The 26,193-nt window shown below is 46.7% G+C and carries 29 protein-coding genes; all 29 read left to right on the forward strand.

The features are described from left to right. The first annotated feature begins 133 nt into the window (after window positions 1–133). The 29 genes from spoIVA (at window position 134) to ypjB (ending at window position 26,186) form a co-directional block, all read left to right on the forward strand. A complete protein-coding gene (gene spoIVA / locus OVA33_RS13710) occupies window positions 134–1,612 on the forward strand; it encodes a stage IV sporulation protein A (protein ID WP_003153438.1) in 1,479 nt (492 codons plus the stop codon). Window positions 1,613–1,986: 374 nt separating this feature from the next. Further along, entirely contained in the window at window positions 1,987–2,265 is a 279-nt protein-coding gene (gene hbs, locus OVA33_RS13715) for a non-specific DNA-binding protein Hbs (RefSeq protein ID WP_003153447.1), read from the forward strand. Between the two features lie 186 nt (window positions 2,266–2,451). After that, complete coding sequence (folE, locus tag OVA33_RS13720) at window positions 2,452–3,024, forward strand: GTP cyclohydrolase I FolE (protein ID WP_003153448.1); 573 nt, start codon at window positions 2,452–2,454, stop codon at window positions 3,022–3,024. 20 nt (window positions 3,025–3,044) lie between these two features. After that, window positions 3,045–3,272 carry a trp RNA-binding attenuation protein MtrB gene (gene mtrB, locus OVA33_RS13725; RefSeq protein ID WP_003153449.1) on the forward strand — a complete coding sequence of 76 codons (228 nt, stop codon included), beginning with the start codon at window positions 3,045–3,047 and terminating at the stop codon, window positions 3,270–3,272. A 156-nt stretch (window positions 3,273–3,428) separates the two neighbouring features. Then, window positions 3,429–4,184 carry a heptaprenyl diphosphate synthase component 1 gene (gene hepS, locus OVA33_RS13730; RefSeq protein WP_007409455.1) on the forward strand — a complete coding sequence of 252 codons (756 nt, stop codon included), beginning with the start codon at window positions 3,429–3,431 and terminating at the stop codon, window positions 4,182–4,184. Between the two features lie 5 nt (window positions 4,185–4,189). Continuing rightward, complete coding sequence (gene menG / locus OVA33_RS13735; protein WP_003153453.1) at window positions 4,190–4,891, forward strand: demethylmenaquinone methyltransferase; 702 nt, start codon at window positions 4,190–4,192, stop codon at window positions 4,889–4,891. 28 nt (window positions 4,892–4,919) lie between these two features. Continuing rightward, entirely contained in the window at window positions 4,920–5,882 is a 963-nt protein-coding gene (gene hepT, locus OVA33_RS13740; RefSeq protein ID WP_003153454.1) for a heptaprenyl diphosphate synthase component II, read from the forward strand. 120 nt (window positions 5,883–6,002) lie between these two features. After that, window positions 6,003–6,449, forward strand: a complete 447-nt coding sequence (gene ndk / locus OVA33_RS13745; RefSeq protein WP_003153455.1) for a nucleoside-diphosphate kinase — start codon at window positions 6,003–6,005, stop codon at window positions 6,447–6,449. Window positions 6,450–6,638: 189 nt separating this feature from the next. Then, window positions 6,639–7,409, forward strand: coding sequence for a protein-glutamate O-methyltransferase (locus OVA33_RS13750; protein WP_017418041.1), 771 nt, complete (start codon window positions 6,639–6,641; stop codon window positions 7,407–7,409). 71 nt (window positions 7,410–7,480) lie between these two features. Further along, entirely contained in the window at window positions 7,481–8,653 is a 1,173-nt protein-coding gene (aroC, locus tag OVA33_RS13755; protein ID WP_003153459.1) for a chorismate synthase, read from the forward strand. Next, window positions 8,653–9,741 carry a 3-dehydroquinate synthase gene (aroB, locus tag OVA33_RS13760; RefSeq protein ID WP_017418040.1) on the forward strand — a complete coding sequence of 363 codons (1,089 nt, stop codon included), beginning with the start codon at window positions 8,653–8,655 and terminating at the stop codon, window positions 9,739–9,741. Before aroC ends, aroB begins: the two co-directional genes overlap by 1 nt. Beyond that, window positions 9,738–10,121: a chorismate mutase gene (gene aroH / locus OVA33_RS13765; RefSeq protein ID WP_003153463.1), complete on the forward strand. Its 384-nt coding sequence runs from the start codon at window positions 9,738–9,740 to the stop codon at window positions 10,119–10,121. The genes aroB and aroH overlap by 4 nt, the downstream gene beginning before the upstream one ends. Window positions 10,122–10,344: 223 nt before the next feature. Further along, a complete protein-coding gene (trpE, locus tag OVA33_RS13770) occupies window positions 10,345–11,892 on the forward strand; it encodes an anthranilate synthase component I (protein WP_017418039.1) in 1,548 nt (515 codons plus the stop codon). Then, window positions 11,864–12,880 (forward strand): anthranilate phosphoribosyltransferase, encoded by a 1,017-nt coding sequence (trpD, locus tag OVA33_RS13775; protein ID WP_017418038.1) that lies wholly within the window; start codon window positions 11,864–11,866, stop codon window positions 12,878–12,880. The genes trpE and trpD overlap by 29 nt, the downstream gene beginning before the upstream one ends. After that, a complete protein-coding gene (gene trpC, locus OVA33_RS13780) occupies window positions 12,873–13,625 on the forward strand; it encodes an indole-3-glycerol phosphate synthase TrpC (RefSeq protein WP_017418037.1) in 753 nt (250 codons plus the stop codon). Before trpD ends, trpC begins: the two co-directional genes overlap by 8 nt. A 4-nt stretch (window positions 13,626–13,629) precedes the next feature. After that, window positions 13,630–14,283, forward strand: coding sequence for a phosphoribosylanthranilate isomerase (locus tag OVA33_RS13785; protein ID WP_021494238.1), 654 nt, complete (start codon window positions 13,630–13,632; stop codon window positions 14,281–14,283). Further along, window positions 14,264–15,466, forward strand: coding sequence for a tryptophan synthase subunit beta (gene trpB, locus OVA33_RS13790; protein ID WP_014418255.1), 1,203 nt, complete (start codon window positions 14,264–14,266; stop codon window positions 15,464–15,466). Before OVA33_RS13785 ends, trpB begins: the two co-directional genes overlap by 20 nt. Beyond that, window positions 15,459–16,256, forward strand: coding sequence for a tryptophan synthase subunit alpha (gene trpA, locus OVA33_RS13795; RefSeq protein ID WP_025649797.1), 798 nt, complete (start codon window positions 15,459–15,461; stop codon window positions 16,254–16,256). Before trpB ends, trpA begins: the two co-directional genes overlap by 8 nt. A gap of 11 nt (window positions 16,257–16,267) precedes the next feature. Then, window positions 16,268–17,350 (forward strand): histidinol-phosphate transaminase, encoded by a 1,083-nt coding sequence (hisC, locus tag OVA33_RS13800; RefSeq protein ID WP_025649796.1) that lies wholly within the window; start codon window positions 16,268–16,270, stop codon window positions 17,348–17,350. Between the two features lie 51 nt (window positions 17,351–17,401). Continuing rightward, entirely contained in the window at window positions 17,402–18,517 is a 1,116-nt protein-coding gene (locus OVA33_RS13805) for a prephenate dehydrogenase (protein ID WP_025649795.1), read from the forward strand. Between the two features lie 11 nt (window positions 18,518–18,528). Continuing rightward, window positions 18,529–19,815: a 3-phosphoshikimate 1-carboxyvinyltransferase gene (gene aroA / locus OVA33_RS13810; protein ID WP_003153479.1), complete on the forward strand. Its 1,287-nt coding sequence runs from the start codon at window positions 18,529–18,531 to the stop codon at window positions 19,813–19,815. Window positions 19,816–20,133: 318 nt separating this feature from the next. After that, window positions 20,134–21,405: a tetratricopeptide repeat protein gene (locus OVA33_RS13815; protein ID WP_025649792.1), complete on the forward strand. Its 1,272-nt coding sequence runs from the start codon at window positions 20,134–20,136 to the stop codon at window positions 21,403–21,405. A 73-nt stretch (window positions 21,406–21,478) separates the two neighbouring features. Beyond that, the gene (locus OVA33_RS13820) at window positions 21,479–22,018 is read left to right on the forward strand and encodes a ReoY family proteolytic degradation factor (protein WP_003153482.1); all 540 of its coding nucleotides are present in this window, start codon (window positions 21,479–21,481) and stop codon (window positions 22,016–22,018) included. A 54-nt stretch (window positions 22,019–22,072) separates the two neighbouring features. Next, window positions 22,073–22,519: a YpiF family protein gene (locus tag OVA33_RS13825; RefSeq protein WP_003153483.1), complete on the forward strand. Its 447-nt coding sequence runs from the start codon at window positions 22,073–22,075 to the stop codon at window positions 22,517–22,519. Between the two features lie 137 nt (window positions 22,520–22,656). Then, window positions 22,657–23,160, forward strand: a complete 504-nt coding sequence (locus OVA33_RS13830) for a Rieske (2Fe-2S) protein (RefSeq protein WP_003153484.1) — start codon at window positions 22,657–22,659, stop codon at window positions 23,158–23,160. Between the two features lies 1 nt (window position 23,161). Further along, complete coding sequence (qcrB, locus tag OVA33_RS13835) at window positions 23,162–23,836, forward strand: menaquinol-cytochrome c reductase cytochrome b subunit (RefSeq protein WP_003153485.1); 675 nt, start codon at window positions 23,162–23,164, stop codon at window positions 23,834–23,836. Window positions 23,837–23,867: 31 nt separating this feature from the next. Next, window positions 23,868–24,635: a menaquinol-cytochrome c reductase cytochrome b/c subunit gene (locus OVA33_RS13840; protein ID WP_007409471.1), complete on the forward strand. Its 768-nt coding sequence runs from the start codon at window positions 23,868–23,870 to the stop codon at window positions 24,633–24,635. 107 nt (window positions 24,636–24,742) lie between these two features. Next, window positions 24,743–25,336, forward strand: coding sequence for a lipoprotein heptaprenylglyceryl N-acetyltransferase LhaT (locus OVA33_RS13845; RefSeq protein WP_014721418.1), 594 nt, complete (start codon window positions 24,743–24,745; stop codon window positions 25,334–25,336). Between the two features lie 67 nt (window positions 25,337–25,403). Next, on the forward strand, window positions 25,404–26,186 hold the full coding sequence (gene ypjB, locus OVA33_RS13850) for a sporulation protein YpjB (protein WP_025649791.1): 783 nt from the start codon (window positions 25,404–25,406) through the stop codon (window positions 26,184–26,186). Window positions 26,187–26,193 lie beyond the last annotated feature (7 nt).

Here is a 26,193-nt window from a genome sequence, read left to right on the forward strand (position 1 = left end):
AAAAGACTGCCTGAAAATTTTCTAAAGATGTCATATTGAAATAGGACAACGTCATACACATATAGTGTCCTGTATTTGATTGGAGAATGGTGAATGAAAAATGATAAGGATAGGAAGTCCGGGAGGGGATCACTTGGAAAAGGTCGATATTTTCAAGGATATCGCTGAACGAACAGGGGGCGATATATACTTAGGAGTCGTTGGCGCTGTCCGTACAGGGAAATCTACATTCATTAAAAAATTTATGGAGCTCGTGGTGCTCCCGAATATCAGCAATGAGGCCGATCGAGCGCGGGCGCAGGATGAGCTTCCGCAAAGCGCAGCAGGAAAAACGATAATGACCACAGAACCAAAATTTGTCCCGAATCAAGCCATGTCCGTTCATGTCGCAGAAGGACTTGATGTCAACATCCGTCTTGTGGATTGTGTGGGATATACGGTTCCCGGGGCGAAGGGATATGAGGATGAAAACGGCCCGAGAATGATCAATACACCTTGGTACGAAGAACCGATTCCCTTTCATGAGGCAGCGGAAATCGGTACGAGAAAAGTCATCCAGGAACACTCCACAATCGGGGTCGTCATTACGACAGACGGCTCAATCGGCGATATTGCGCGGGGCGATTACGTGGAAGCGGAAGAAAGAGTCATCGACGAGCTGAAGGAAGTCGGCAAACCGTTTATTATGGTCATCAACTCGGTAAAACCGTACCACCCGGAAACAGAAGCGCTCAGAGCTGAATTAAGCGCGAAATATGATATTCCCGTCCTCGCCATGAGTGTTGAAAGCATGCGGGAAACAGATGTGTTAAGCGTCCTCAGAGAAGCGCTTTACGAGTTCCCTGTTCTGGAAGTCAATGTAAACCTTCCGAGCTGGGTCATGGTGCTGAAGGAAAATCACTGGCTCAGAGAGAGCTACCAGGAATCAGTGAAAGAAACCGTAAAAGATATTAAACGCCTGCGCGATGTCGACCGGGTTGTCGGCCACTTCAGTGAATTTGAGTTTATTGAAAGCGCCGGTCTGGCCGGAATCGAACTTGGCCAGGGTGTCGCAGAAATTGATTTGTATGCGCCGGATCATTTATATGACCAGATTTTAAAAGAAGTGGTCGGCGTTGAAATCCGCGGGAAAGACCACCTGCTTGAATTAATGCAGGACTTCGCCCACGCGAAAAAAGAATATGATCAGGTATCAGATGCGCTGAAAATGGTGAAACAGACCGGCTACGGCATTGCCGCCCCGGCCTTAACCGATATGAGCCTTGATGAACCGGAAATCATCAGACAGGGATCAAGGTTCGGAGTAAGGCTCAAAGCGGTCGCTCCGTCCATTCATATGATCAAAGTGGATGTGGAAAGTGAATTCGCGCCGATCATCGGGACGGAAAAACAAAGTGAAGAACTTGTCCGCTACTTAATGCAGGACTTTGAAGATGATCCGCTTTCTATCTGGAACTCCGATATTTTCGGCAGATCATTGAGCTCTATCGTAAGAGAAGGAATCTCCGCAAAACTGTCACTCATGCCGGAAAATGCGAGATATAAACTGAAAGAAACGCTGGAGAGAATTATTAACGAAGGCTCAGGCGGCCTGATCGCCATTATTTTGTAAGCTGAAGGACCTCTTCCTGAAACGGGGGGTCTTTTTTTATTCTTTTTAGATACTGGAAATCAATCAAGGATTAGGAGGAAAAAAGCAAAAAAAGGAATATTTGTTCGGCAAAACACGTGAAAACCTTGACGAGCAAGGGATTGAGGCTTTAAAATGCTTGATATGGCTTTTTATATGTGTTACTCTACATACAGAAAATCTTCACTTTGTTGGACAAACATTCCTCAAAGTGTCTGTTTTCTTATGAAAAGCCGTTTACTTGTCTGTTCTTCCCTGCTTTGATTTTTTATCAGACAGGTTTAGAATCAGGCTGAACTGTGAAGAAATGATAATAAACTGCTGATTTGATACCCTTTTGGGAGGAGGTGAAAGGCATGAACAAGACAGAACTAATCAATGCGGTTGCTGAAGCAAGCGAATTGTCTAAAAAAGACGCTACAAAAGCAGTTGATTCTGTTTTTGATACGATTTTAGATGCACTTAAAAACGGTGATAAAATCCAACTGATCGGTTTCGGTAACTTTGAGGTGCGCGAGCGCTCTGCACGTAAAGGACGTAACCCGCAAACAGGTGAAGAAATCGAAATCCCTGCAAGCAAGGTACCTGCTTTCAAACCAGGTAAAGCTCTTAAAGACGCTGTTGCAGGTAAATAATTGTGAATATAGATCGTGTATGCATCTGATACATACACTTTGTTTCTTCACAGAAAAGCCCCTTGATAAAGGGGCTTTTCATATTTAAGCAGCCTCGGTCACCGGGCAGGACTTTCGTTTTGCTTTTGGCGCGGCAAATGTGCTAGAATCGAAATTAAATGTATTCAATGGTGGAGGACACAGACAATGAAAGAAGTTAATAAAGAACAGATTGAACAGGCGGTTCGCCAGATTTTAGAGGCGATTGGAGAAGACCCGGACCGGGAAGGGCTTTTAGATACGCCGAAACGCGTGGCAAAAATGTACGCGGAAGTATTCTCGGGATTAAATGAAGACCCGAAAGAACACTTTAAAACCGTTTTCGGAGAAGACCATGAGGAGCTTGTTCTTGTAAAAGATATCGCGTTTCATTCCATGTGTGAACATCACCTTGTTCCTTTTTACGGAAAAGCGCATATTGCCTACATTCCGCGCGGCGGCAAAGTGACGGGCCTGAGTAAATTGGCGCGGGCGGTGGAAGCCGTCTCAAAACGCCCGCAGCTGCAGGAGCGCATCACTTCAACGATTGCCGAAAGCATCGTAGAGACCTTAGATCCCCACGGCGTCATGGTTGTCGTCGAAGCTGAACATATGTGCATGACGATGAGGGGCGTAAGAAAGCCGGGTGCAAAAACAGTGACTTCCGCTGTAAGAGGTATTTTTAAAGATGACGCAGCGGCGCGTTCCGAAGTGTTAGAACATATTAAACGTGCGGATTAATAATGATAGAGGGTGCAGATATGAATTCAAAGCATTCAAGTGATTTTGTCGTCATTAAAGCGGTCGAGGACGGCGTGAACGTCATCGGTTTAACGAGAGGAACGGATACGAAATTTCACCATTCCGAAAAACTGGACAAAGGCGAAGTAATTATCGCTCAGTTTACTGAGCATACCTCTGCCATCAAAGTGAGAGGCAACGCCCTCATCCAGACCGCTTACGGAGAAATGAACAGCGAAAAAAAATAAGCCGGCTGTTTCCCGCTTTTGCCAAATGCCCGCAAACGGCGGGAGAATACAGCCAATTTCTTTTTTTTATGCTATAATGATACCTGCGTATAATAATGACGAGTAAATCTCATACATATTAGAATAAATGTGAATTTGGGGACAAGGGTGATATTTTTGCAAGACATCTACGGAACTTTAGCGAATCTAAATACGAAATTAAAACAAAAGCTGTCTCATCCTTATTTAGCGAAACATATTTCTGCGCCTAAAATCGATGAGGATAAGCTTCTTCTTTTTCACGCTTTGTTTGAAGAGGCGGACATTAAGAACAACGACAGAGAAAATTACATAGTAACTGCGATGCTTGTCCAAAGCGCCCTTGATACCCACGATGAAGTGACAACAGCCAGAGCGTTAAAGCGAGACGAAAATAAAAACCGGCAGCTCACCGTGCTTGCCGGCGACTATTTCAGCGGACTGTATTATTCGCTTTTATCTGAAATGAAGGATATCTATATGATACGGACGCTCGCTACGGCAATTAAAGAAATCAATGAGCATAAAATCCGTCTGTACGATCGGTCTGTCAATGACTTGAATCAATTGATCGAAAGCATGGCGATTGTGGAAGCGGCCCTGTTTCACAGAGTGTCAGACCACTTTAATCTTCCGCGCTGGAAAGAGCTGGCGAGTGATTTTTTTGTATATAAGCGGCTGATGAACGGCAATGCTATATTTCTCGATGTCATCGGCAATATTGTAAAGTCAGGGAAATCAAAGGCTGACATAATGGAAGATAGCTTCCGAAAGGCAAAGCAAAGCATTGAAACGCTGCTGCCGCTTAATTCACCAATCCAAAACCTAATGCTGAACCGGCTTAAGGCGATCAGCCAGGACAAAACATATCATCAGAAAGTGGAAGAAGGGTAATCAACATGCAGGAGTCAAAAGAACAGCGCGTACACGGCGTGTTTGAAAAAATCTATAAAAATTATGACCAAATGAACTCTGTTATCAGTTTTCAGCAGCATAAAAAATGGCGCGATAAAACGATGCAGATCATGAATGTTAAAGAAGGCGCAAAAGCGCTTGATGTCTGCTGCGGAACGGCTGACTGGACGATTGCCCTCGCAGAAGCGGCCGGAAAAAGCGGCGAAATCAAAGGACTGGATTTCAGCAAAAATATGCTGAGCATCGGTGAGAAAAAAGTGAAAGAGGGCGGTTACAGCCAAATTGAGCTTTTGCACGGAAATGCGATGGAGCTTCCTTTCGCTGATGATTCTTTTGATTTTGTCACCATCGGCTTCGGGCTGCGAAACGTTCCCGACTATCTGACCGTGCTGAAAGAAATGCGGCGGGTCGTCAAACCGGGCGGGCAGGTCGTATGTCTGGAAACATCCCAGCCGGAAATGTTCGGATTCAGACAGGCATATTTTCTTTATTTTAAATACATCATGCCTTTCTTCGGAAAAATGTTTGCGAAGAGCTATAAAGAATATTCTTGGCTTCAAGAATCGGCAAGAGAATTTCCCGGTATGAAAGAACTTGCGCGTCTGTTTGAAGAAGCGGGCCTGACGAATGTCAAATACCATTCGTTTACCGGCGGAGTGGCCGCTACGCATATCGGTTGGAAATGATGAATATACAGATGTTTGGGTGAATGATATGAAATTTAAAATGGCCTATTCTTTTTTAAATGACGATATTGATGTGATCGAAAGGGAGCTTGAGCAAACGGTGCGGTCAGACTATCCCTTGCTGAGTGAAGCCGGGCTCCATCTGCTCCAGGCGGGAGGCAAGAGGATCCGCCCCGTTTTCGTATTGCTTTCCGGCATGTTCGGCGACTATGACATTAATAAAATAAAATATGTTGCGGTGACGCTGGAAATGATTCATATGGCGTCCCTCGTGCATGACGACGTCATTGATGACGCCGAGCTGCGGAGGGGAAAACCGACCATCAAAGCCAAGTGGGACAACCGCATCGCCATGTATACCGGTGATTATATGCTTGCGGGCTCACTTGAGATGATGACGAGATTGGATGAGCCGAAAGCCCACCGGATCCTGTCCAAAACCATCGTAGAAGTATGCCTCGGAGAAATTGAACAGATCAGAGATAAATACAATATGGAGCAAAACCTCAGAACCTATTTGCGCCGCATCAAACGGAAAACGGCTCTTCTCATTGCCGTCAGCTGCCAGCTCGGCGCCATCGCTTCGGGAGCTGATGAGAAGATTCATAAAGCATTATATTGGTTCGGTTATTACGTGGGCATGTCCTATCAGATTATTGACGATATTCTTGATTTCACTTCAACGGAAGAGGAACTGGGAAAACCGGTCGGAGGGGATCTGCTGCAAGGAAATGTCACTCTGCCCGTTTTGTACGCGCTCCGTCAGCCTGAATTGAAAAATCAGCTGAAATTAATTAACAGTGAAACAACACAGGAGCAGCTCGCCCCCATTATTGAAAATATTAAACGCACAGACGCGATTGAAAAATCAATGGCCGTCAGTGACAGGTACTTAAAAAAAGCGTTTGAAAAACTGAATACACTGCCGAGAGGACGTGCGCGCTCATCATTGGCCGCCATCGCCAAATATATCGGCAAACGGAAATTTTAAATTCCTTTTACGAACAAGATGTGAACATTCTCCGCCCTGGATTGATTAATTGTCAGAAAGATGTTACGATTTCGGTGTGCAACTTGAAAGCCTATACATAATGATGGGGTGGAGAATCTTATGGAAAAAACTTTTATCATGGTAAAACCGGACGGCGTACAGCGCCAGCTGATCGGAGAGATTTTATCCAGATTTGAGCGTAAGGGCTTACAATTGGCAGGAGCCAAGCTAATGCAAGTTTCAGAACAGATGGCTGAAAACCATTATGCTGAACATAAAGGGAAGCCGTTTTTCGGCGAGCTTGTGGAATTCATTACATCAGGACCCGTATTTGCAATGGTATGGGAAGGGGAAAATGTAGTAGAGATCACAAGACAGCTGATCGGGAAAACGAACCCGAAAGATGCACTGCCGGGCACGATCCGCGGTGACTACGGCATGTTTGTCGGCAAAAATATCATTCACGGTTCAGACTCCTTAGAAAGCGCTGAACGGGAAATTGACATTTTCTTCAAACAGGAAGAGCTTGTACCGTATCAAAAATTAATGGCCGACTGGGTGTACTAAGCCGTCAGCCTTTCTTTTTCTCTTGTTATGAAAAGGTTTACATATTTTAAGAAAGACAGAGGCTGCGCTGCCCTGTCTTTTCATTTCTCACAAATCAGCCTGCGGGCTGATTTTTTTATTGAAATCGTACAAATTAGAAAGAAAACAGGCTATACTAGGACAAAAGACAGCGAGATTGGGAGAGAAGCAATGGAGCCTTACGAAATTTTTATCACCAAGTGGAAACAAATAACCGGTGTTGATTTATCTTTATACAAAGAAGCACAAATGAAAAGGCGGCTGACGTCCCTTTATGAAAAAAAGGGATTCAAAGATTTTCAGGAATTTGCCGCCGCTTTGGAGAAAGACAAGCTTTTATTAAATGAAACATTGGACAGAATGACGATCAATGTTTCTGAATTTTACCGAAATTATAAACGGTGGGAAGTTCTTGAAACCTCAATTCTTCCGTTAATAAAGCATAACAAACCGTTAAAAATATGGAGTGCGGCCTGTTCAACGGGGGAGGAACCCTATACTTTGGCCATGATTCTCAATCAGCAGACGGGGCTGGCCGGATTTGATATATTGGCTACAGATATTGATGAAAAGGCGCTAAGCAAAGCCAAGCGGGGCATCTATCAGGAACGCTCGCTGCAAGAGGTGCCGGCTTCCGTGAAAAGCCGTTATTTCACCAAGCAGGCTGACAACAGTTATCAAGTAAAACAAGAGATTCAAAAAAACATCCGGTTTAAGCGGCACAACCTGCTCGCCGACAGCTATGAACAGGATTTTGATCTGATCGTCTGCCGCAACGTCTTTATTTATTTTACTGAAAAAGCAAAAGAAGAGCTGTATGTGAAAATGGCGGGCAGCCTGAAAAAGAACGGAATTCTGTTTGTCGGAAGCACAGAGCAGATTTTCAGCCCGGAAAAATTCGGCCTTGAGAGCACTGATACATTTTTTTATCAAAAAAGATAGAAGACATTTAATGAAAACTTATGGTATAGTTTTACTTAAAAGCGTTAATGCGATGAAGGGAGAAGAAAGAAATGAGATACTTAACAGCCGGAGAATCACACGGTCCGCAGCTGACGACAATTATAGAAGGTGTGCCTGCGGGGCTTTATATAACTGAAGAAGATATTAATTTTGAGCTTGCCAGACGTCAAAAAGGGCACGGCCGCGGACGCCGTATGCAGATTGAAACGGACAGAGCGAAGATCACAAGCGGCGTGCGGCATGCCCGGACACTCGGTTCACCCATCGCGCTCGTTGTAGAAAATAAAGATTGGACTCACTGGACAAAAATCATGGGCGCCGCACCGATTACAGAAGAAGAAGAAAGTGAAATGAAACGCCAGATTTCAAGACCGAGACCGGGACACGCAGATTTGAACGGTGCTATTAAGTATAATCACCGTGATATGAGAAATGTGTTAGAACGATCTTCCGCGCGTGAGACAACGGTTCGCGTGGCTGCCGGAGCCGTCGCTAAAAAGATTTTAGCGGAGCTTGGCATTAAAGTCGCCGGGCATGTCCTGCAAATCGGCAGCGTAAAAGCAGAGAAAACCGATTACACATCCATTGAGGATCTCAAACGGGTAACGGAAGAATCACCGGTCAGATGCTACGATGAAGAAGCTGGCCGTCAAATGATGGCAGCCATTGATGAAGCGAAGGCAAACGGCGACTCGATCGGCGGAATCGTTGAAGTGATCGTCGAAGGTATGCCGGTCGGTGTCGGAAGCTATGTCCACTATGACCGTAAGCTGGACAGCAAGCTTGCTGCTGCCGTTCTGTCGATTAACGCGTTTAAAGGCGTAGAGTTCGGCATCGGTTTTGAAGCGGCCGGCAAAAACGGCAGTGAAGTTCATGATGAAATCGTATGGGATGAAGAGAAAGGCTATACACGCGCCACAAACAGGCTCGGAGGATTAGAAGGCGGTATGACGACGGGAATGCCGATTGTCGTCCGCGGCGTTATGAAACCGATCCCTACTTTGTACAAGCCACTGAAAAGCGTCGACATTGAAACGAAAGAACCGTTTACAGCGAGCATTGAACGTTCAGACAGCTGCGCGGTTCCGGCAGCAAGCGTAGTGGCTGAAGCAGCAGTGGCCTGGGAAATCGCAAATGCCGTCGTAGAGCAATTCGGGCTTGACCAGATCGACCGCATTAAAGAAAATGTTGAAAACATGAAAAAACTATCGAGGGAATTCTGATGAAAGAGCTTGAGGTTCGGACAGCTTCCTCCGCATATCCCGTGTATATCGGTGAAGGCATAAGGAAACAGGCCGCTGCTCTTTTGTCTTCACTGAACAGGCCGCTGACAAAGATCCTTCTCGTCATCGATGCTGAAGTTGACCGGCTTTACGGCGATGAGATGTTCCGGCTTTTAAGCGAAACATGGCCCGTGAAAAAAGTAATCGTTCCAAGCGGAGAAGAAGCGAAGTCTCTAAAAGAGTATGAACGGATTCAAACGGAAGCGATCGCTTTCCATATGGACCGCTCCTCATGTATGATCGCCTTCGGAGGCGGCGTGACGGGTGATTTGGCCGGCTTTTGCGCAGCAACATTTATGCGAGGAATTGATTTCATTCAAATGCCGACGACACTGCTTGCCCATGACAGCGCGGTCGGCGGCAAGGTGGCCGTCAACCATAAACTCGGAAAGAACTTAATCGGCGCGTTTTATCAGCCGAAAGCGGTGATTTACGATACGGAGCTTCTGAAAACCCTGCCGGAACAAGAGCTGAGATCGGGCATGGCTGAAGTGATCAAACACGCGTTTATCGCCGATCATGCTTTTTTAGAAAAACTTCTCACGTTTGACACGTTGCAAGGACTGACAAGCGCTGAGCTGAATGAAATGATTTATAAAGGAATTTCAATCAAATCGGCCGTCGTGCGTGAGGACGAAAAGGAAGAGGGGATAAGAGCTTTTCTGAATTTCGGCCATACGCTCGGCCATGCCGTTGAGGCGGAATACGGCTACGGCCGGATTACACATGGAGATGCGGTCGCCCTCGGCATGCAGTTTGCCCTTTACGTGAGTGAACAGGTTGCGGGTTGCAAGATGAACAGGAAAGAACTCACACAATGGCTGATTGGGCTCGGCTACCCGGGAAGCATCAGACAAGATATTGAAACGCCGGTTCTCTCCGCCCGGATGATGAATGATAAAAAAACGCGCGGAGGCATGACACAGTTCATCGTGTTAAAGGAATTAGGCGAAGCGCAGGACTGCATGCTTTCAAAAGATGAGCTTGAAAATTTGCTGAACAAATGGCGAATGGAGGAAACAGCATGATGATACGCGGCATTCGCGGAGCAACAACGGTGGAACAAGACACTGAACAAGAAATTTTAGAAAAAACACAGCAGCTGCTTGAAAAAATCATTGAACAAAATGGATGCAAGCCGGAAGACGTTGTGCAGATCCTGTTATCCGCCACGCCTGATATCCATTCCGTATTTCCGGCAAAAGCGGTCCGCCGCCTTTCCGGGTGGCAGTACGTCCCGGTGACGTGCATGCAGGAAATGGATGTCACCGGCGCTCTGCAAAAGTGTATCCGTGTCCTGATGACGGTTCAGACGGATACGCCTCAGGATGAAATCAAGCATGTCTATTTAGAAAAAGCCGTTGTGTTAAGGCCGGATTTATCATTGACAAAAAATACTGACATGTAATACGATAAACAAAGCTTAGAAATACACAAGAGTGTGTATAGAGCTGGTAAGTAAGATATTGAACAGTTGAGTTTAGAATAGGGTAGCAGAGAATGAGTTTAGCTGAGCTGAGATAAACACGTTTTTATTCTGCCCAAAAGAAGCCTTTCTTTTGGGTTTATTTCTTATACGCAAGACTCCTCTCACTCTTCATCTCATTCTCCTTACCGTAAGGAGGAGAATCATGAATTTACAATCGGATGTTTCTTTATTTTTAAAGGACAGTCTGACACACCGCACCATTCCAATCGCAGAGACTTTTACGGTCGACACGATCACACCCATTCAGATGGTTGAAAAACTGGACAGAAACATTACGTATCTTTTAGAAAGCAAGGATGAGTCGTCAAGCTGGTCGAGATACTCTTTTATCGGCCTCGATCCTTTTATCACCATTAAAGAGAGTCATGACACATTCACTGCCGCTGATCCAAATGGGCATACGCTGTTTGAAGGCGGAGAATTAAAAGCCGTGCTTGACTGGATGAATGAGAGCTTCCGCATTAAAACACCCGAGCTTGATATCCCATTTTCGGGAGGGGCGGTCGGTTATCTGAGCTATGACATGATTCCTTTGATTGAGCCTTCCGTGCCAAGCCACGCGAAAGAAACAGATTTCGAAAAATGCATGCTGTTTGTCTGCCGGAAAATCATCGCGTACGACCACGAAACGAAACAAGTGCATTTCATTCAATATGCGGAGCTTAACGGCCGGGAGACGGAGGAAGAAAAGCGGGCCGTTTTTAAAGAAAATTGCGCGGAGCTTCGTAAGCTTATCGGTATTTTGACAGAATCGAAAGATATGAAAGAGCCGTTTTTTTCTAAAGAAACGTTTGACACGCCAAGTTTTGCCGATGTGACATCCAATTATACGAAAGAAGAGTTTATGGCCGGCGTCAATAAACTGAAAGAATATATAAAAGCGGGAGACATTTTTCAAGGGGTGCTTTCGCAAAAGTTTGACATTCCGGTATCCAGACATTCATTTGAGCTGTACAGGGTGCTTCGCATCATCAATCCTTCACCCTATATGTACTATATCAAACTGCCTGACAGAGACATTGTCGGGAGTTCGCCTGAACGTCTGATCCGCGTGCATGACAGGCACCTGGAAATTCATCCGATTGCCGGAACGAGAAGAAGGGGCGCCGGAAAAAAAGAAGATGAACGCCTGAAAAAAGAGCTGATGAATGACGAAAAAGAAAAAGCTGAACATTACATGCTCGTCGATCTTGCGCGCAATGACATCGGCAGAGTTGCGGAGTACGGTTCCGTAGCCGTTCCGGAATTCACAAAGGTCGTTTCTTTTTCACATGTGATGCACATCATCTCTGTTGTAACCGGCCGTTTAAAACAGGGCGTCCATCCCGTTGACGCGCTGATGTCGGCATTCCCGGCAGGAACACTCACGGGCGCTCCGAAAATCCGCGCGATGCAGCTTTTAAATGAATTAGAACCGACTTCCAGAGAAACTTACGGCGGATGTATCGCTTATATCGGATTTGACGGGTCAATTGATTCGTGTATTACCATCCGCACCATGAGTGTCAAAAACGGTACGGCGTCGGTGCAGGCGGGCGCAGGAATAGTCGCCGATTCCGTCCCGGAAGCCGAATATGAAGAAAGCTGTAACAAAGCGGGGGCGCTTTTAAAAACGATTCAAATCGCAGAAGACATCTTTTCTGGCGGGGAGGAGAAGACGGATGAACAAATTTCTGCAATCGTGCGTTAATGGCCGTACGCTGAAAATTGGAGAAGCCGAAAAGCTGATGGAGATGATGATGAACGGGGACATGTCGCAGTCTGAGATCGGCGGGATTTTATCGGTATTAGCCCACCGGGGTGAAACGGCGGAGGAGCTTGCCGGATTTGTAAAAGTGATGCGGGCGCGGGCACAGACATCAGGTGGCTTGGCGGATGTCGTTGATACGTGCGGAACAGGCGGAGACGGGATTTCTACGTTTAACATATCCACGGCAGCGGCGATTACAGCTTCTGCCGCCGGAGCTAAAGTTGCCAAGCACGGAAATCGCTCCGTTTCGTCTAAAAGCGGCAGCGCGGATGTGCTGGAAAAGCTGGGGGTTTCCATTCAAGCCACTCCAGAAAGCGTTAAACGCAGCATTGAAATGAAACAAATGGGATTTTTGTTTGCGCCGCTGTTTCATTCGTCAATGAAGCACGTCGCCGCCGCAAGAAAAGAGCTTGGCTTCCGAACCGTATTTAATCTGCTGGGCCCGCTCAGCAACCCGCTGCAGGTGAAGCGGCAGGTGATCGGCGTCTATTCATTTGATAAAGCGCGCCTGATGGCAAGCGCTTTGGAACAATTTGATGTCAGACACGTCATGCTTGTCTCTGCCCGTGACGGATTAGATGAATTGTCCATCTCAGCACCGACCGATATCATTGAACTGAAAAACGGTGAACGTCTGGAATATTCCGTTTCACCTGAACAATTCGGTTTTGCAGAAGGTTCATTGAAGGATATTCAAGTGAGTTCATCGGAAGAAAGCGCGCTCCTCATTCAGAATATTTTTGCAAATAAAGCTCCGTCATCCGCTCTGCATATTACCGCCTTAAATGCGGGCGCGGCCATTTATACGGCAGGTCTTGCAAACGATCTGAAAGAAGGAACGAAAACCGCCTTAGAAGCGATTCAAAACGGAGATGCCAAAAGGCAGCTCGAACGTCTGAAACAGAAAGAGGAAGAAATGTATGCTTGATCAAATCATTCAGCAGAAAAAAGAAGAAATCAAATCCATCGTGCTGCCGGAAACCTGTCAAATTGAACGGAGATCCTTTAAAAAAGCGCTCCTGAACCCGAACCGTTTTATCGGGCTGATTGCCGAAGTGAAAAAAGCTTCGCCGTCTAAAGGATTGATTAAAGAGCATTTTGTTCCGGAAACGATTGCGGCGGATTATGAAGCGGCTAAAGCCGACGCCCTTTCAGTTCTCACGGATACCCGTTTTTTTCAGGGGAGAAATCAATTTCTGACAGATGTTAAACAAACCGTGTCTCTTCCCGTGCTGAGAAAAGATTTTATTATTGATTCCCTTCAGGTGGAGGAATCGTTCAGGATCGGCGCCGATGCCATTTTGCTGATCGGGGAAGCGCTGGAACCTTCAGAGCTTCATGAGCTTTATCTGGAAGCCCGCGAGAAGGGCATGGACGTTCTCGTTGAAGTCCATGATGAAACTGTGCTTGAACGGATTTTACAAGTGTTTCAGCCGGACATTCTCGGCATAAACAACCGGGACTTAAAAACGTTCCGTACTTCTGTTTCGCAAACGGAAAAAATAGCGCAGCTTGTACCGGACGGCTGCCTGCTGGTCAGCGAAAGCGGCATCGGTTCTTTGGCTGACCTGCAATTTGTCAACAAGCACGGGGCGCAGGCTGTATTGGCCGGAGAATCCTTAATGAGAGAGGATTCGCAGCAAAAGGCGATCCGCGGACTGTTCGGGGAGTGACGATATGAAAAAGCCTGAGTTAAAGTACTGCGGAATACGATCGAAGCGTGATTATGAACTTGCGGCAGCTTCAGAAGCGGATTATCTGGGATTTATTTTTGCCGCAAGCAAACGGAGAGTAACGCCGGATGAGGTCCGGAAATGGAAAGAGCAGGTCCGGACAGACAAGAAACATGTCGGAGTATTTGTAAATGAAACGATAGAAAACATCGCGCAAATCGCCTCTGATCTGGCACTTGACGTCATCCAGCTTCACGGTGATGAATCGCCTGAGGATGCCCGCCGCCTCCGTTCGCTTGTGCGCTCGGAAATATGGAAAGCGCTCCATCACGGGGAAGGGACGCTCCGTCAGATGGCTCAATTTGCACCTGCTGTCGACGGCTATGTCATTGATTCTTCAGTAAAAGGAATGAGAGGCGGCACGGGAATCGCGTTTTCATGGGCCCGTGTCCCCTTGTACCGAAAGCAGGCTCAAAATGCAAACAAGCGCTGTTTTATCGCGGGCGGCGTTAATCCTGAAACGATTACAGGCTTACTGAGATCGCGTCCGTGCGGTATAGATCTTGCCAGCGGAATTGAAAAAAACGGACAAAAGGATCAAACACTGATCCGGCTTTTAGAAGAAAGGATGAATCACTATGTATCCATATCCAAATGAAATCGGAAGATACGGCGAATTCGGCGGCAAATTTGTCCCTGAAACATTGATGCGGCCCCTTGAGGAAATCGAAACGGCTTTCACAGAATTAAAGAATGATCCCGTTTTTCATGCCGAATATAAAAAGCTATTGTTTGATTACTCCGGAAGACCGACCGCATTAACGTTCGCAGACAGGGTGTCAGAGTATTTGGGAGGGGCGAAAATCTATCTGAAAAGAGAAGATTTAAACCATACCGGCTCTCATAAAATTAACAACGCGCTAGGCCAGATTCTGCTTGCCAAAAAGATGGGCAAAACGAAAATCATCGCCGAAACCGGTGCGGGACAGCACGGTGTGGCTGCCGCGACAGCCGCCGCAAAATTCGGTTTTAAGTGTACGGTTTTTATGGGTGAAGAAGACGTTGCACGCCAGTCGCTGAACGTATTCCGGATGAAACTGCTCGGCGCGGAAGTGGTGCCGGTCACAAGCGGCAACGGCACGCTGAAAGATGCGACGAATGAGGCAATCAGGTATTGGGTCCAGCATTGTGAAGATCATTTCTACCTTATCGGTTCTGTAGTGGGGCCGCACCCGTATCCGTATATCGTTCGCGAATTCCAGAAAATCATCGGCGAGGAAGCGAAAGAACAGCTCCGCCGGGTTGAAGGAACGCTCCCGGATAAGGTTGTTGCATGTGTCGGCGGCGGAAGCAATGCGATGGGCATTTTTCAGGCCTTTTTAGACGAAGATACTGAGCTGATCGGCGCCGAGGCGGCCGGAAAAGGAATTGATACGCCGCTGCATGCGGCAACGATCGCAAAAGGGACGCTCGGGGTGATTCACGGTTCAATGACCTATTTAATACAAGATGAATACGGGCAGATTATCGAACCGTATTCCATTTCAGCAGGCCTTGATTACCCGGGGATCGGCCCTGAGCACGCCTATCTGCATAAAAGCGGCCGTGTAACGTACGAAAGCGTGACAGACGATGAAGCGATTGCCGCGTTACGTCTGCTTTCTGAAACAGAGGGTATTCTTCCGGCTATTGAATCTGCCCACGCCCTGGCAAAAGCGTTTGAAATGGCAAAAGACATGGATAAAGATAAAATCATTCTCGTCAGTTTATCGGGAAGAGGAGATAAAGACGTTCATACGCTGATGAATGTTTTGGAAAACGGGGTGGAGACACATGTTTAATCTGCGAGATTCTGAAAAATTATTTATCCCTTTTATTACAGCTGGCGATCCGCTTCCTGACATTTCTGTTGAGCTGGCAATATCATTGCAGAATGCAGGCGCTTCTGCCCTTGAAATCGGCGTTCCTTACACAGATCCGCTCGCGGACGGACCCGTCATACAACGGGCTTCAAAACGGGCTCTGGAAAACGGAATGAATATCGTAAAAGCAATTGAACTTGGCGGCAAAATGAAAAAAAACGGTGTTCATATTCCAATTATCCTCTTTACGTATTATAATCCTGTGTTACAATTAGATAAAGAATGCTTTTTCGCTTTACTGCGGGAAAACGACATAGACGGTCTGCTTGTACCCGACCTTCCATTAGAGGAAAGCGCCCTTTTGCAAATGACATGCAAAAAGGAGAACATCGCTTATATCTCACTGGTTGCGCCGACAAGTGAAGACCGTTTGAAAATAATTACTGAACAGGCCTGCGGCTTTGTGTATTGTGTATCCTCTTTAGGAGTGACGGGCGTACGCAGCGAGTTCGATCCGTCTGTATACTCTTTCATTCGTAAGGTGAAAGAATTCAGCTCTGTTCCGGTGGCGGTCGGTTTTGGCATTTCAAACCGCAAACAGGTTGACAGGATGAATGAAATATCTGACGGTGTCGTTGTCGGCAGCGCGCTTGTCAAAAAAGTTGAAGAGCTTAAAACAAAGCTTGTGAATCCCGGCACAAGAGCTGATGCGCTTCTTGAATTTGAAGAATACGCAAAGACGTTCGGACGACTGTACAGTGTAAAATGAGGTGACTGGATTTGCAGATTAAAGAACAGCTGCGGCAGCTGAAACCGTATCAGCCGGGCAAACCAATAGAAGAAGTGAAAATGGAATACGGGCTTGAGAAAGTAGTAAAACTCGCTTCTAACGAAAATCCGTTCGGCTGTTCACAGGCCGCTAAAGATGCGCTGCATCAGGAGATTGAGCAGCTTGCGCTGTATCCCGACGGTTACAGTGCCGCTTTGAGAACGCGGCTCAGTGAGCATCTGCAGGTCAGTGAATCTTCGATCATTTTCGGCAACGGCTCTGATGAGCTTGTGCAGATTATCTGCCGTTCTTTATTAAATGATCAGGCAAACACGATTACCGCCGCCCCGACTTTCCCGCAATACAGACACAATGCGGTGATTGAAGGCGCTGAGGTGCGCGAGGTGCCGCTCCGCAGTGACGGGGCTCATGATTTGGACCGGATGCTGGAAGTAATTGACGGCAAGACGAAAGTCATATGGGTATGCAACCCCAATAATCCGACGGGGACATATACTTCTGAGCAAGAGCTAATTGCCTTTTTAAACAGAGTTCCCGAGCATATACTCGTTGTACTTGATGAAGCGTACTACGAGTATGTCACGGCGGAAGATTACCCAGAAAGCATTCCGCTTTTAAAGCAATATGCGAATGTCATGATCCTCCGCACCTTCTCTAAAGCGTACGGACTTGCCGCGCTGCGTGTCGGATACGGCATTGCGGACGAAGCGCTGATCCGCCAGATTGAACCGGCGAGAGAGCCGTTCAATACGAGCAGAATCGGTCAGGCTTCGGCACTGGCAGCGCTTGATGACCAGACATTTATTCGGGAATGCGTCGAGAAAAATAAAGCAGGCCTTAAGCAGTATTATGATTTTGCAGAAACTCACGGATTAACTTGTTATCCTTCACAAACCAACTTTGTGCTCATTGATTTTAACCGCCCGGCGGATGAACTGTTCCAAGCCCTGTTGGAAAAAGGATATATCGTCCGCTCAGGGCAGGCGCTCGGATTTCCGACAGCGTTAAGGATTACGGTCGGTACGAAAGAGCAGAATGAGGAAATTCTCACAATTTTAGCTGCAATATTATAAGAGGTGATCAGGCATCACCTCTTTGCTCTATTAAAATAGTTGAAAAAGGAAATGAGTGAAATGAAGGATACTATATTGCTTGCGGGGATCGGGCTGATCGGCGGATCGATCGCATTGGCCATCAAAAAGGAGCATCCGCATAAACGGATTATCGGTGTGGATATTTCGGAAGAACAGCTCACTGCCGCGCTGAAGCTCGGAATTATTGACGAGCGGGCCGGCTCATTTACGGAAGGGGCGCAGCAAGCGTCTGTTGTCATTATCGCCACGCCTGTCGCCCAAACGCTGAAAATGCTCGATGTGCTGGCCGAATCAGACATCACCCATGAACTCCTGATTACGGATGTCGGCAGCACGAAACAGAAAGTCGTCAGCTACGCCGACAAAGTGCTTCCGGCTCACTATCAATTTGTCGGCGGCCATCCGATGGCGGGATCTCATAAATCCGGGGCCGCTGCCGCGAAAGAATTTTTATTCGAAAATGCGTTTTACATTTTAACACCCGGAAAATCAACTTCTAAAGAGTCAGTAACGCATCTGAAGGAACTTTTGAAAGCGGCAAACGCCCACTTTGTGGAGATGACTCCCGAGGAGCATGACGGCGTAACGAGCGTCATCAGCCATTTCCCTCATATCGTTGCTGCAAGCCTCGTACATCAGGCTCATCATGCTGAAGAAGATTATCCGTTTTTGAAACGTTTCGCAGCCGGCGGTTTTCGGGACATCACCAGGATCGCCTCAAGCAGTCCGGCGATGTGGAGGGACATACTTCTTCATAACAAAGATAAACTGCTTGACCGCTTCAAAGAATGGAAACGGGAGATTGACACGATCGAATCTTATGTAGAAAATGAAGATGCGGACAGCCTGTTCGGATATTTTAAAAAAGCGAAAGATTATCGCGACGGTCTGCCGCTCCGTCAAAAAGGAGCGATCCCGTCCTTTTATGACCTTTATGTCGATGTTCCCGATCATCCGGGGGTCATTTCGGAAATTACGGCGATATTGGCAGAAGAAAAAATCAGTATCACCAACATCCGCATTATCGAAACAAGAGAAGATATTAACGGAATTCTCAGAATCAGTTTCCAGACTGATGATGACAGGAAGCGGGCGGAAACCTGCATTCAATCCCGCGCTAAATATGACACATTTTACGCTGACTGAGGTGGAAAACATTGAAAAGAGAAAAAGTGACGTCTTTAAACGGTGAAATTCATATTCCGGGGGATAAATCCATCTCCCACCGTTCTGTTATGTTCGGAGCGCTTGCGGAAGGAACGACAACGGTAAAAAACTTTTTGCCCGGAGCCGATTGTCTGAGCACCATTGCCTGCTTCAGAAAAATGGGTGTCTCCATTGAACAAAACGGAAGTGATGTAACGATATACGGGAAGGGCATTGACGCACTTTGTGAGCCTGACAGCCTTCTTGATGTCGGAAATTCCGGCACGACCATCCGCCTGATGCTCGGCATTTTAGCCGGACGCCCATTTCACAGTACGGTAGCGGGCGACGAAAGTATTGCAAAGCGTCCGATGAAGAGGGTGACGGAGCCTTTAAAACAGATGGGAGCCGCGATTGACGGAAGAGCGGACGGAGGATTTACGCCTTTATCCGTAAGAGGCGGACAATTGAAAGGCATTGATTACGTCTCCCCTGTTGCAAGCGCGCAGATCAAATCCGCCGTGCTGCTTGCCGGATTGCAGGCTGAAGGGACGACGACCGTCACTGAGCCTCATAAATCAAGAGACCATACGGAACGGATGCTGAACGCTTTTGGCGCCGAGCTTGCGGAAACGGAGACGAGCGCTTCCGTAACGGGCGGTCAGAAGCTTCGGGGGGCTGATATTTTCGTGCCCGGCGATATTTCTTCAGCGGCCTTTTTCCTCGCGGCAGGCGCTGTCGTTCCCGGAAGCCGGATTGTGCTGAAAAACGTCGGCCTGAACCCGACACGCACGGGGATGATTGATGTCTTAAAGCAAATGGGGGCTTCACTTGAAGTGATTCCTTCAGAAGCGGACAGCGCAGAGCCTTACGGAGACCTGGTTATTGAAACCTCAGCTCTGAAAGCGGCAGAAATCGGCGGAGAAATCATTCCCCGTTTAATTGACGAGATCCCGATTATCGCCCTTTTGGCAACGCAGGCTGAAGGCACAACTGTCATTAAAGACGCTGCGGAGCTGAAGGTGAAGGAAACGAACCGGATCGACACCGTCGTATCAGAGCTCCGGAAAATCGGCGCAGACATTGAACCGACTGAAGACGGCATGAAAATACACGGCAAAAAAACGCTTGCGGGCGGAGCCGATGTGTCAAGCCACGGCGACCACCGCATCGGCATGATGCTCGGTATCGCTTCATGCCTGACAGAAGAGCCGATTGACATCCGTGATACAGAGGCGATCCATGTCTCATATCCGACATTTTTTGAGCATTTAGATCAATTAGCCAAAAAAGCCTGAAGACTGTTCTTCGGGCTTTTTTCTTCATGTGTCATAAAATCTTGGGCTTTGACATAGCTTGTCTTAAACAGAAAAATAACAGAAAGGGGGAATGCGTTTTCGTTACAGAAACAGCCGGAACAAATTGCGCTGTTTGCGTATAAAGATGCCGTCCCCTTTTTTGCCGTTTTCCTCTTAACCATTTTCTGATAAACTATAATGCCGGGTGAAGCATCTTATTTGCGGGCAGGCCCTGTCTGAATTATGATAAGAATAACCCGAATAAAAACCCTTTTCATTTGGTTGATGAGGTATAGGAAAAGAAAGGACCGGTCTGATTTGAATACATTGATTCAAGAAGCCATAAAATTAGTTGAAGCAGGTGAAACCGAAAAGGGACTCAAAGCGCTTTCAAAAGCTGAAACAGAGCTTCATGACGAAGACAAAGCCATTGCAGCCCAGCTCTACTATGAATGGGGAAACGCCGAAAAAGCGTTAGCGCTGATCAGTGATCTGCATGACCTTTATCCGGATGAGTCTGAGCTGACGAATTTTTACGCCGAATTGTTAATAGATATTGATGAAGAAGAAAAAGCTCTTGAGGTGCTGGAGACGATTTCTCCGGAAGATCCGTCTTACGCGGAAAGCCTTCTTTTAATGGCTGATCTGTATCAGATGCAGGGCTTATTTGAAGTAAGTGAGCAAAAGCTGTTACAGGCGAAAGCGATGTTACAAGATGAACCAGTTATTGATTTCGCTCTGGGGGAATTATACTTCACTCAGGGATCATACGCAAAAGCCGTTCCTTACTATGAAGAGACGGCAAAAGAACGGCACGAAATCGGCGGCGTAAATGTTCATCAGAGGCTGGCTGAGTCATTGAGCGCGGCGGGTGAATTTGAGGAAGCGATTTCATGGTATGAAAAAGCGGCGGCAGAACATACAGAACCGAATACGATTTTCGGGTACGGGTTCACAGCCTATCAGGCGGGAATGGTCAAAACAGCCATCAAGCAGCTGTCTGATTTAAAAGGGCTTGACCCTTCCTATTCATCGCTTTATATGCCGCTTGCAAAAAGCTACGAGGCAGAAGGCATGTATGAAGATGCATTAAAAACCGCTAAAGAAGGTATTACTTACGATGAATACAATAAAGAGCTTTTTCTCTATGCGGCGAAAATGGCGTTAAAGCTCGGCAACGAAGAGGAAGGCAAAAAGCTTCTTCAGGAAGCGCTGGCGCTCGATCCGGGTTACGTGGAAGCGCTCCATACGCTTTTAGCCGTCTATCATAAAGAAGAAAGCTTTGAAGAGATTATTGATCTGATTCAGGAAGTCCGCGGCTACGGAGAAGAAGATCCGAAATACAATTGGTATTTGGCGGGTGCCTATACAGGCCTTGAGCAATACGCTGAAGCGAAAAAAAGCTTCGAAGCTGCGTATCTCCATTATCAGGATGATCGGGATTTCTTATATGAATACGCTCACTTCTTATTGGAAGAGGGTCTCCAGAAAGAAGCGCTGCCGCTTTTAAAACAAGTGCTTTCAATGGATGGAACAAACGAAGAGCTTGAAGAAACAATCTTACGGATAGAGGATGAATTTTTAAGATAAGCAGGATTTTGGACCATGCTTGCTGAATGTATAAGTGATGTCAGATTATACGATCGATAGAGGAGGGAATTACATGCAGACCCCTGTTTCTGTCAATGAAAAAAAGGATTTTATCCGTTGGTTTTTAAATCATTATCAGCTTAAACGCCGGGAGTGCGTCTGGATTTTAAATTATTTAATGAGTCATGATTCATTAATGGAAAAAGTCCATTTTGTAGAACAAGCCGAATTTTGCCCGCGAGGCATTATCATGTCCACTCATTGCGTTGATGAGGTGCCGTTTAGGTTTTACAAAGAAAATGTCATGACTACGGACGCGGAAAAATCTTTTCACGACATCCGGTTAAATAAACAGCAGGATTTATTTATCCAGCTGAATTTCCGTTCGGCCTACAGCTCACCGGAATATGCCGCTGTTCTTGAATCAAATCCGCATCTGCCGAAAGACCTGTTTGAAAATAAACAGGATCAGGGGATGGCTGAAAAAATATTAGAACATGCCATTTCCACTTTCCAGCGGGAAAAGCTGCTTAAAGATATAGACGAGGCGCTGGACCGCCACGACAAAGAAACATTTGAAAAGCTTTCCCGCCAATTGAATCAGCTCACATAAATGACAGCCTTGCAGAGTATGCAAGGCTTGTTGCGTAAAGAGGAGGAACGAGACATGAGATGGAGGGCCGCTGATGCCGATGCCTATTTACAATCTGCGGATTACATTGATACCGCTGTCATTCCGTTAATTTCCATAACATCTTCAGGAGGCTTAAAAGAGGCCGTTGAACAGGGGGAAAGCACCCAATTGCTTTCTGAAGAGCTTGAGCGCCAATTGAAGGGACGGGTATATTTATTCCCCTCTTATACATATGTTGATATAGACCAATCACAAATCGCCCTGCTTCAAAAACTCAAAGAAGAGGTGATGACCAACTTCCGGCACGCCTTGTTCCTGACGGCAGACGAAAAATGGAAGGATTCTGAAATAGGGTCTGATGTCATATACATACCTGCCGTTCCGTTTGAACATATGAAAGACTCTTTAAAGAGAAAAATAGCGGATGACAAGTGCGGAGAAATTTTGAACGTTTTGTTACAGAAGTGGAACAATTCTTAAAAACTCCATACATCCCGCAAAACACCCGTTTTGCCTCTGTTGACCTTGCTGAAAGATTCATATATTATGAGGGTGTCAAATCTCTGAATTATTTTCTATTTTAGTTAATTTTTGGTCAATCTTTAGGGGGGGAAGAGATGGGCGGAAAACAAGATATATCAAGAAGACAATTTTTAAACTATGCGCTCACCGGCGTGGGGGGATTTATGGCCGCCAGTGCGCTTATGCCCATGGTCCGTTTTGCGCTGGACCCGGTATTAAAACCGACGGGAGATCAAAAAATGGTGCAGGTTGTCAGTGTGGATGAGCTGACGAAGGAGCCGAAGCGGTTTGATTTTAAAATTCATCAAGTCGACGCCTGGTACGAATCGGAAGAATCCAGGTCAGCCTGGGTTTACAAGCACGGGGATGAAATTATAGCGCTTTCTCCGATCTGTAAACATCTGGGCTGCACCGTAAACTGGAACAATGATCCTAAAAATCCGAACAAATTCTTTTGTCCCTGCCATTACGGGCTGTATGAAAAAGACGGCACGAACGTTCCGGGCACGCCGCCGCTCGCGCCTCTTGACCGTTATGAGCAAAAAGTAAAGGACGGCTTTTTGTATCTTGGAAAAGCAAAGCCTAGGGGGGAAGGGTGACATGCTGAATAAAATTTATGACTGGGTGGATGAACGTCTCGATATTACGCCGATGTGGCGGGATATCGCCGACCATGAAGTGCCGGAACATGTAAATCCCGCTCACCATTTCTCGGCTTTTGTCTATTGTTTCGGCGGTTTGACGTTTTTTGTAACCGTTATCCAAGTGCTGTCCGGGATGTTTTTAACGATGTATTATGTGCCGGATATAAAAAACGCGTGGGAATCTGTGTATTATTTGCAGAATGAAGTCGCTTTCGGGCAGATTGTAAGGGGTATGCACCATTGGGGCGCAAGTTTAGTCATTGTGATGATGTTTTTACATACGCTGCGGGTTTTCTTTCAGGGAGCTTATAAAAAGCCTCGGGAATTGAACTGGATCGTCGGTGTTCTGATCTTTTTTGTGATGCTCGGTCTCGGTTTTACAGGGTATCTGCTTCCGTGGGATATGAAGGCGCTGTTTGCGACAAAGGTAGGTCTTCAGATTGCGGAGGCGACGCCATTGATCGGAGCGCAGGTGAAAACTCTTCTTGCCGGCCACCACGATATTGTCGGCGCCCAAACGCTGACGAGATTTTTTGCGATTCACGTATTTTTTCTCCCTGCCGCTTTGTTTGCGCTCATGGGCGCCCACTTTGTCATGATCCGCAAGCAGGGAATTTCAGGACCGCTTTAATACTAATCTGATATAAAAGGGAGGGGATGACATGCACCGGGGGAAAGGAATGAAGTTTGTAGGAGATTCAAGGATACCGGCTGAAAAAAAACCGAATATACCGAAAGACTATTCAGAGTATCCTGGAAAGACAGAGGCGTTTTGGCCGAACTTCCTGCTGAAAGAATGGATGGTCGGGGCCGTTTTCCTCGTCGGATTTCTCGTTTTAACGATTGTGCACGAGCCGCCTTTGGAACGGGTGGCGGACCCGACGGATACAGGGTATATTCCGCTGCCGGATTGGTATTTTCTGTTTTTATACCAGCTATTAAAATATGAATATGCCGCAGGGAGCTACACCGTTATCGGCGCGATGATTATACCGGGTCTTGCCTTCGGGTCGCTGCTTTTGGCTCCGTTTCTCGACAGGGGGTCTGAAAGAAGGCCGTGGAAGCGTCCGGTTGCGGTCGGCATGATGCTTTTAGCGCTTTGCGCTACGGTCTTTTTAACGTGGCAGTCAGTCGCGACGCATGACTGGGCGAAGGCGGAGGAGCAAGGGAAAATCAAAAAAGAAGCCGCCATTGATACTGAATCAGACGGTTATAAGGTATTTAAAGAACAAGGCTGTATTTCCTGTCACGGGGATAATCTTCAAGGCGGAAGCGCCGGTCCGTCCCTGGTCGATAACGGGCTGAGCCCGGAAGAAATTAAAAAAATCGCCGTCAAAGGGAAAGGGCAGATGCCAGCCGGTATTTTTAAAGGGAATGACAAACAGCTTGATCAGCTGGCGAAGTTCATTTCTGAAACGACAGCGAAATAACGTATTGTGAAGCAGACAATAACAGGATATACTTTTATGAAAAGAGCTGACCGGATGTCAGCTTTTTTTGCATGATACATACTTTTTACGGACTGAGAGTTGATGGTATGAGGTGGATTTCTTATCTTTTAGGGTTGCGCGGCATGCTTCTGCTTGTTCTTGCCGTTAATTTTATCGGTACGGTGTACGGCTATTATTGGTATGTGCCTCAGCTTGCGGACACGCCGTTCCGATTTCTGATATTTGTGCCTGACAGCCCGACGGCGACGTTTTTCTTCCTGTTCGTGCTTCTGGCATTTCTCATGAAAAGAAACGCGCCGCTGTTTGAAGCGCTGGCTCTTGTAACCCTTGTAAAATACGGGCTGTGGGCGGTCGGAATGAATGTCTTTGTGCTGGCCAAAATGGGGCAGATGCCTTGGGAAGGGTACATGCTGATTGCTTCACATTTTGCCATGGCCGTTCAAGGCGTTTTATACAGCCCGTATTTTCGGTTCCGGTTATGGCATCTTGCCGCTGCCGCTGTTTGGACGCTTCATAATGATGTCATTGATTATCTTTTCGGCATGATGCCCCGCTACTCAATGCTCAATGACTATATGCAAGAGATCGGCTATGCTACATTCTGGCTGAGCATATTTTCACTCAGCCTTGCATACTATTTGGTGATTTCCAAAAGACGGATAAAGCTTGACTTACACTGATAGAATCTTGGTCTAACCTTGTCCCGCTCCTCATATTCTGTAAAGAGAAGGAGTGGGAGGGACCTCTATGAAACGAAAGCTGACGATCTGTCTTTTACTTGCTCTTATGTGTTTCATCACAACTGCCAAAGCTGAAGATGAGGGCGGTCTCAAGGAACTGAACGACCTTTCGGATACCGTTTTCCAAATGACGCGGCATTCGCAGTATGATGAGGCTCTGCAAGTGCTTGGCTACTTTAAGAAAAAAATGACACACGTAAACTCACTGAACGGCGCCGAAGTCAGGCAGGTGACTCTGGGTTTCAATGATTTAGTGCGCGTTCTGAAACAGGCAGACGCCTCAGATAACGAAAAAATCCGGGCAGCCGCCCAGTTCAGGTTGGTAATGGATGCGATGGAAGACCACTCCGATCCGCTGTGGGGTTCGCTTGAAAGACCGATTATGGCGACATTCAGCGCCTTAAAAGAAGATGTCAGCGGAAACGGAAGTGAAAATTTCAATGAAAAGTGGAATGAATTTATATCATTATATGATTTAATTTATCCCAGCCTGACAATGGATGTGTCGGCCGGCCAGCTTGATACGGTGGCGAAACATATCGAGGTAATTGAGCAGGAAGGGTTTCAGCAGATGACAAAAGGAACAAAGCTTGAGCGTCTGACGCTCCTGCAGCAGGATTTAAAGCGGGTTTTTGACAAGGTGGAGCGGGATGACGCTGATCCTTCGCTGCTCTGGGTCATTCTGACAACAGGCGGTATCATTATTACTGCGCTGACATATGTCGGCTACCGAAAATACAGAGCGGAAAAAAAGAAAGAGAAAAAGCGTGAGTATCCTAAGTCTAAATAAACAGAAA

Origin of the sequence: Bacillus sp. KICET-1 (assembly GCF_027721405.1) — a bacterium.
Taxonomy (GTDB): domain Bacteria; phylum Bacillota; class Bacilli; order Bacillales; family Bacillaceae; genus Bacillus; species Bacillus velezensis.

What these genes read in the sequence shown, in the direction of transcription:
- hbs (WP_003153447.1), top strand. Translation starts at nt 1,987, where the DNA reads ATGAACAAGACAGAACTAATCAATGCGGTTGCTGAAGCAAGCGAATTG.
- folE (WP_003153448.1), top strand. Translation starts at nt 2,452, where the DNA reads ATGAAAGAAGTTAATAAAGAACAGATTGAACAGGCGGTTCGCCAGATT.
- mtrB (WP_003153449.1), top strand. Translation starts at nt 3,045, where the DNA reads ATGAATTCAAAGCATTCAAGTGATTTTGTCGTCATTAAAGCGGTCGAG.
- menG (WP_003153453.1), top strand. Translation starts at nt 4,190, where the DNA reads ATGCAGGAGTCAAAAGAACAGCGCGTACACGGCGTGTTTGAAAAAATC.
- hepT (WP_003153454.1), top strand. Translation starts at nt 4,920, where the DNA reads ATGAAATTTAAAATGGCCTATTCTTTTTTAAATGACGATATTGATGTG.
- ndk (WP_003153455.1), top strand. Translation starts at nt 6,003, where the DNA reads ATGGAAAAAACTTTTATCATGGTAAAACCGGACGGCGTACAGCGCCAG.
- OVA33_RS13750 (WP_017418041.1), top strand. Translation starts at nt 6,639, where the DNA reads ATGGAGCCTTACGAAATTTTTATCACCAAGTGGAAACAAATAACCGGT.
- aroC (WP_003153459.1), top strand. Translation starts at nt 7,481, where the DNA reads ATGAGATACTTAACAGCCGGAGAATCACACGGTCCGCAGCTGACGACA.
- aroB (WP_017418040.1), top strand. Translation starts at nt 8,653, where the DNA reads ATGAAAGAGCTTGAGGTTCGGACAGCTTCCTCCGCATATCCCGTGTAT.
- aroH (WP_003153463.1), top strand. Translation starts at nt 9,738, where the DNA reads ATGATGATACGCGGCATTCGCGGAGCAACAACGGTGGAACAAGACACT.
- trpE (WP_017418039.1), top strand. Translation starts at nt 10,345, where the DNA reads ATGAATTTACAATCGGATGTTTCTTTATTTTTAAAGGACAGTCTGACA.
- trpD (WP_017418038.1), top strand. Translation starts at nt 11,864, where the DNA reads ATGAACAAATTTCTGCAATCGTGCGTTAATGGCCGTACGCTGAAAATT.
- trpC (WP_017418037.1), top strand. Translation starts at nt 12,873, where the DNA reads ATGCTTGATCAAATCATTCAGCAGAAAAAAGAAGAAATCAAATCCATC.
- OVA33_RS13785 (WP_021494238.1), top strand. Translation starts at nt 13,630, where the DNA reads ATGAAAAAGCCTGAGTTAAAGTACTGCGGAATACGATCGAAGCGTGAT.
- trpB (WP_014418255.1), top strand. Translation starts at nt 14,264, where the DNA reads ATGTATCCATATCCAAATGAAATCGGAAGATACGGCGAATTCGGCGGC.
- trpA (WP_025649797.1), top strand. Translation starts at nt 15,459, where the DNA reads ATGTTTAATCTGCGAGATTCTGAAAAATTATTTATCCCTTTTATTACA.
- OVA33_RS13805 (WP_025649795.1), top strand. Translation starts at nt 17,402, where the DNA reads ATGAGTGAAATGAAGGATACTATATTGCTTGCGGGGATCGGGCTGATC.
- OVA33_RS13820 (WP_003153482.1), top strand. Translation starts at nt 21,479, where the DNA reads ATGCAGACCCCTGTTTCTGTCAATGAAAAAAAGGATTTTATCCGTTGG.
- OVA33_RS13825 (WP_003153483.1), top strand. Translation starts at nt 22,073, where the DNA reads ATGAGATGGAGGGCCGCTGATGCCGATGCCTATTTACAATCTGCGGAT.
- OVA33_RS13830 (WP_003153484.1), top strand. Translation starts at nt 22,657, where the DNA reads ATGGGCGGAAAACAAGATATATCAAGAAGACAATTTTTAAACTATGCG.
- qcrB (WP_003153485.1), top strand. Translation starts at nt 23,162, where the DNA reads ATGCTGAATAAAATTTATGACTGGGTGGATGAACGTCTCGATATTACG.
- OVA33_RS13840 (WP_007409471.1), top strand. Translation starts at nt 23,868, where the DNA reads ATGCACCGGGGGAAAGGAATGAAGTTTGTAGGAGATTCAAGGATACCG.
- OVA33_RS13845 (WP_014721418.1), top strand. Translation starts at nt 24,743, where the DNA reads ATGAGGTGGATTTCTTATCTTTTAGGGTTGCGCGGCATGCTTCTGCTT.
- ypjB (WP_025649791.1), top strand. Translation starts at nt 25,404, where the DNA reads ATGAAACGAAAGCTGACGATCTGTCTTTTACTTGCTCTTATGTGTTTC.